The following is a 4,989-nucleotide window of genomic DNA, read 5'->3' on the forward strand; positions in this document are numbered from 1 at the left end:
ACCTTGACCTGCGCGCGAGAGCGGGTGAGCGCGTCCTGCGCCGCACGGAGGTCGTGGCGAGCCGCGTCGAGCTCGAGCCGCCGCGCCGACGGCCGGCGGGCGCGCAGCCCCGCGATGCCGAGCGCGCCCGCACCGGCTCCGGCGGGCGCGATCCACCACCACTCGGCGACGAGCACCAGCACCGGATCCACGCGTCCCATGCTAGAGCGGCGACGCGCTGCGCGTCAGCGGTGGGCCTCCGCCGTGCGCAGGTGCCCGGTCGCCGCGCCGCCGCGCGAGAACGCCCGCACGGGACCGACGATCTCGACGCCGACCGCATCGCCGACGGCGGGCGCCTGCAGTCCCACGATGCGCGCGCGCAGGCCCTGGATCGGGACCCCGCCGCCCGGTGCGAGCAGCACGATCGCGTCGTGGCCGAAGTAGCGCACGCTGCTCACGGTCGCCTCGAGCCGGCCCGAGCCCGCGGCGGTGAGCGCGATCTGCTCGGGACGCACCATCACCTCGACGTCGCCGTCCGGCACGAAGCCGCCCACGAGCAGCTCGCCGATCGCGGTCTGCACGCGCCCGCGGCTCGCGACGCCCGGCAGCAGCACGGCGTCGCCGAGGAAGGTCGCGACCGCGCTGTCGACCGGCTCGCGGTAGACCACGGAGGGGCTGCTGATCTGCCGGAACCGGCCGGCGGCGAGGATCGCGACCTCGTCGGCGAACGAGAGCGCCTCGCCCTGGTCGTGGGTCACGAGCACGGCTGTCGCGCCGGTCGCGCGCAGCGCCTGGGCCGTCGCGTCGCGCGTCGCGGCGCGCAGGCCCGCGTCGAGCGAGGAGAACGGCTCGTCGAGCAGCACGAGCGCGGGTCGCGGGGCGAGCGCGCGGGCGAGGGCGACCCGCTGCTGCTGGCCGCCCGAGAGCTGATCGGGGCGGCGATCGGCGACCTGAGCGGGGAGCCCGACGAGCTCGAGCAGCTCGAGCACGCGCGCTCGGTGCCGGCCCCGCGGGAAGGGCAGTCCGAACGCGACGTTCCCCGCGACGCTCAGGTGAGGGAAGAGCCCGCCGTCCTGCCGCAGGTAGCCCACGCCCCGGCGCTCCGGAGGGACCCAGACGCCGTCGCCCGCCACGACCCGCCCGCCGATCCGCACCTCGCCGGCGCTCGGCCGGTGGAAGCCGGCGACCACGCGCAGGAGCGTCGTCTTGCCGCTGCCCGACCCGCCGAGCACCGCGGTGATCGACCCCTCGGGCACCGTGAGCCCGACGGACTCGAGCACCGCATCCGCCCCGTATCCCGCCGTGATGCCGTGCAGCCGAAGCTCGCTCATCGCTCCTCCAGGATCTGCCGGCGCAGCAGCAGCGTCAGCGGCAGGGACAGTCCGATCATGGCGGCGGCGTACGGCGCCGCGCCTGCGTAGTCGAGCGCGCTCGCCTCGCGCCAGAAGGAGATCGCGAGCGTGGTCACGCCCGTGGGGGCCAGCAGCAGCGTGGCCGTGAGCTCGGTGACCACCGCGAGCGCGACGAGCACGAGCCCGGTCAGCACCGACGGCGCCATGAGCGGCAGCACGACGCGCACGAGCGTCGCGGGCCCGCTCGAGCCGAGCGAGCGGGCGGCCTCCGACAGCTCCGGCGGGGAGGCCGCGAGACCCGCGCGCAGCGACACCATCGCGCGCGGCAGGAAGAGCACCGCGTACGCGACGACGGCGAGGGCGACCGTCTGGTACAGCGGCTGCGCCCAGCGGACCGCGAGGGTCACGAGCGCGAGGCCGACGACCACGCCGGGGAAGGCGCTCGTGAGGAACGTGCCCCGCTCGAGCACGTGCGCGAGCCGCGAGCGGTGCCGCTCGAGCAGCCACGCGCCCGGCAGCGCCGCGGTCGTCGCGGCGAGCGCTCCGAGCGCGGCGAGCCCGACGGTGCTCGCCGTGCGCAGGAGGAGGTCGAGGTCCACGCCCGCGAGCCCAGTCTCGGAGGACAGCCAGCGCACGACCATCGAGACCGGCAGCGCGACCGAGAGCCCGACGAGCGCCGCCACGAGCGCGAGCGACGGCACGGTCCACGCGCCGAGGCCGACACGGGTGGCGCGTCGCTGGACGCCGGATCCGACCCGGGCGACCCGGTGCCGGCCTCGCAGCGCGACGTCGACCAGCAGCGCGAGCAGGCACAGGGCCAGCAGCACGGTCGCGAGCAGGCTGCCGGATGCGTCGCTGAAGCCGACGGCGTACTGCTGCATGATCGCTGTCGTGAAGGTCTGGAACCGCATGAGCTCGAGCACGCCGTACTCGGCGAGCAGGTGCAGCGCGACGAGCAGCCCGCCTCCCGCGATCGCGGGTCGCAGGCGGGGCAGCACCGTGCGGACCATGGCCCTCGCGGGCGACAGCCCGAGCGAGCGCGCGACCTCCTCGTCGCCCGGGTCGAGCGACCGCAGCATCGCGGCCGCGGGGAGGAACACGAAGGGCAGGTAGGCGAGCGTCGTCACGAGCGCCGCGCCCGCGAGCCCGTCGAGCCAGGGCGCGGCAGCGGTCCAGGCATACGCGCTCACGAAGGCGGGCACGGCGAGCGGCATGAGGAGCATCGTCCGCCACGCGCCGGCCCACGGCAGGCTCGTGCGCTCGACGAGCCAGGCGGCGAGCGTGCCGAGCACGAGCGTCGCCGGGACCGTCAGCGCGAGGAGGGCACCCGTGCTGCCGAGCAGCTCGCCGATCCGCGGTCGCAGCAGGAACGCGACCGCGCGATCGGCGCCGTCCGACAGCGCGGTCGGCACGATCACGGCGAGCGGCAGGATCGCGATGACCGCGACCGCGGCGGCCAGCAGCGTGACCGGATGGCGCCTAGAGGATGCCGACATCGGTCATGAGCTCGAGCACCGCCTCCGAGCTCAGCACGGAGGCGTCGACGGCCGGCGCCTCGAGGCTGTCGAGCGGCGGCAGCGCCGGGTCCGACGCGATGCCCTCGCCCACCGCGTACTCCATGGCGCCGCTGTCGACGAGCACCTGCTGCCCCTCGGGCGAGGTGACGAAGGCGAGGAAGCGCTGCGCCTCCTCCGGCATGTCGGATGCGGCGAGCACGCCTCCGGCGGACAGGCTCACGAAGGCGCCCGGGTCGCCCCCGCCGAAGAACCGCAGCGCCGTGTCGGCGCTCGTCTCGCCGTCGCCCGCCTGGTCGCGGTACCAGTAGTAGTGGTACATGATGCCGACGGGCACCTCCCCCGAGCTCACGGCCTCCATCGTGGCGATGTTGTTCTGATAGACCTCCGCCCCCGATGCGAGCGCCTCGAGCCATGCGCGCGTCTCGGTCTCGCCGCGCTCCGCGAGCATGCCTGCGACGATCGCCTGGAAGTCGGCGCCTCCCGGGGCGGCGCCCCAGCGGCCGTCCCAGCGCGGCTCCGACAGCTCCATGATGGACGTCGGCAGCTCCGCCTCGGTGATGAGCGTCGTGTTGTAGACGAGCACGGTGGAGCGCGCGGCGATCGGCGCCCAGAGCCCGGAGGACGGCGCGAGGCCGTCGCGGACCTGCTCGATCGTGGCGGGGTCGACCGCGGCGAGCCGACCGGCCCGCTCGACCGTCGTCATCGCCGGGCTGTTCTCGGTCAGGAAGACGTCGGCGGGGGACGCGTCCCCCTCCTCCACGATCATGTGACCCATCGACGAGTCCTGGCCGTCGCGCACCTGCGTGGGGATCCCGGTCTGCTCGGTGAAGGCCGCGGCCAGCGCCTCGGTGATCTCGATGTGCTGCGCGGAGTAGATCTGCAGCGCGCCCTCTCGCGGTGCGTCCTCGTCCGCGGCAGCGGAGCATCCGCCGAGCAGGAGCGGCAGCGCGAGCAGGGAGGCGAGCAGGGGACGACGGCGACGGGGCATGGAGGGCTCTCGGTTCAGCGGACGGTCGGGATGACGAGGTCCTGGAGCCGGCGCACCGGGCGGTCGGCGAGCCACCAGAGCAGCACGCCGGCCGCGAGCGCGGCGGCGGTCTCGAGCGCGTCGGGCTCGAGCAGCGACAGGACGAGGAACTGGATGAGGTAGATGTGCAGCGATGCGGCTGCGAGCACCGCGACCGCGGGCACCGCCCACAGCGGGAGCCGCACGACCGGCACGAGCACGAGCACGACGATCCCGGCGACGATCGTGGCGCTGCGGAGCGGGTCGTCCGCGAAGAACGTCGCTCCCCCGACGGCCGCGAGCGCGATCGTGACCGCGCGCCGCACGGGCGTCTCGGCGTGGGCCGCGGCGGCACCGGCGGCCACGAGCCACAGGAGCCCGGGCAGGAGGCCCTGCGGCTCCGGCTCCACGAGCGGCAGGAGGAATCGGGGTACGAGCGCGACGGCCGCGATGGCCGCCGACACGAGCCAGGGATCGCGCCGCCACGCGCGAGCGACGCGCGGCGCCGACAGCACGGCGGCGAGCACGACGAGGCTCGCGACGAGCGCCTCGACGAACCACATCTCGCCGAGCGTCGCGCGCTCGCCCGGAGCGCGCACGATCCAGTGGCTCAGCAGCACGTTGCTCCAGTCGTAGCGGCCCGTCGCGAGCATCCCGAAGAGGGCGACGGCGACCGCGGGCACCACGATGCCGATCAGGATGCGCAGGGTCGCCCGCCACCTGCCGAGCACCGTCGGTGCGGAGAGGGCGAAGCGCGCGGTGCTCGCACCGGCGACGGCCAGCAGGATGTGCGCGCCTCCCTGCGCGTCGAACAGGCCCGCGTGCGAGCCGCAGATCGCGACCGCGGCGAGCGCTCGCAGCAGCACGGGCGTCTCGACCGTCCGGAGACGACGTCGTCCCTCGGCCGCGCGGCCGTCGGCGAGCTCGCCGAGCGGCCGGTGATGCCACCCGCGGGGCAGCGGCCCCACGACGGCCTCCAGCCGCACGGATGCCTGCACGTGGCTCAGCGAGTCGCCGCCGAGCTCGACGAAGGAGCGGTCGAGGTCGACGCGATCGATCCCGAGGACCCGGGCGACCGCGCGGGCGACGTCGGCCCGCGCATCCGCCCCCGCCGTCGGAGCGTCGGCCGCGGCCG

The 4,989-nt window shown here is 75.4% G+C and carries 4 protein-coding genes and 1 pseudogene; all 5 read right to left on the minus strand.

Going from position 1 to position 4,989, the window contains the following annotated elements:
- Positions 1-191 (minus strand): annotated as a pseudogene (locus NWP09_RS11615) (hypothetical protein); the annotation flags it as partial.
- A 33-nt stretch (positions 192-224) separates the two neighbouring features.
- Complete coding sequence (locus NWP09_RS11620) at positions 225-1,310, minus strand: ABC transporter ATP-binding protein (RefSeq protein ID WP_258275667.1); 1,086 nt, start codon at positions 1,308-1,310, stop codon at positions 225-227.
- Positions 1,307-2,827, minus strand: a complete 1,521-nt coding sequence (locus tag NWP09_RS11625; RefSeq protein ID WP_258275668.1) for an iron ABC transporter permease — start codon at positions 2,825-2,827, stop codon at positions 1,307-1,309. The genes NWP09_RS11620 and NWP09_RS11625 overlap by 4 nt, the downstream gene beginning before the upstream one ends.
- The gene (locus tag NWP09_RS11630) at positions 2,811-3,836 is read right to left on the minus strand and encodes an extracellular solute-binding protein (protein ID WP_258275669.1); all 1,026 of its coding nucleotides are present in this window, start codon (positions 3,834-3,836) and stop codon (positions 2,811-2,813) included. The genes NWP09_RS11625 and NWP09_RS11630 overlap by 17 nt, the downstream gene beginning before the upstream one ends.
- 14 nt (positions 3,837-3,850) lie before the next feature.
- The coding region (locus tag NWP09_RS11635; protein WP_258275670.1) for a phosphopantetheine-binding protein at positions 3,851-4,989 on the minus strand (1,139 nt) is incomplete at its 5' end.

It is taken from the genome of Agrococcus sp. HG114 (assembly GCF_024723325.1).
In the GTDB taxonomy this organism is placed as follows: Bacteria; Actinomycetota; Actinomycetes; order Actinomycetales; family Microbacteriaceae; genus Agrococcus.

Coding starts and splice junctions, on each gene's coding strand:
- NWP09_RS11625 (WP_258275668.1), bottom strand. CDS start 2,827: ATGTCGGCATCCTCTAGGCGCCATCCGGTCACGCTGCTGGCCGCCGCG.
- NWP09_RS11630 (WP_258275669.1), bottom strand. CDS start 3,836: ATGCCCCGTCGCCGTCGTCCCCTGCTCGCCTCCCTGCTCGCGCTGCCG.
- NWP09_RS11620 (WP_258275667.1), bottom strand. CDS start 1,310: ATGAGCGAGCTTCGGCTGCACGGCATCACGGCGGGATACGGGGCGGAT.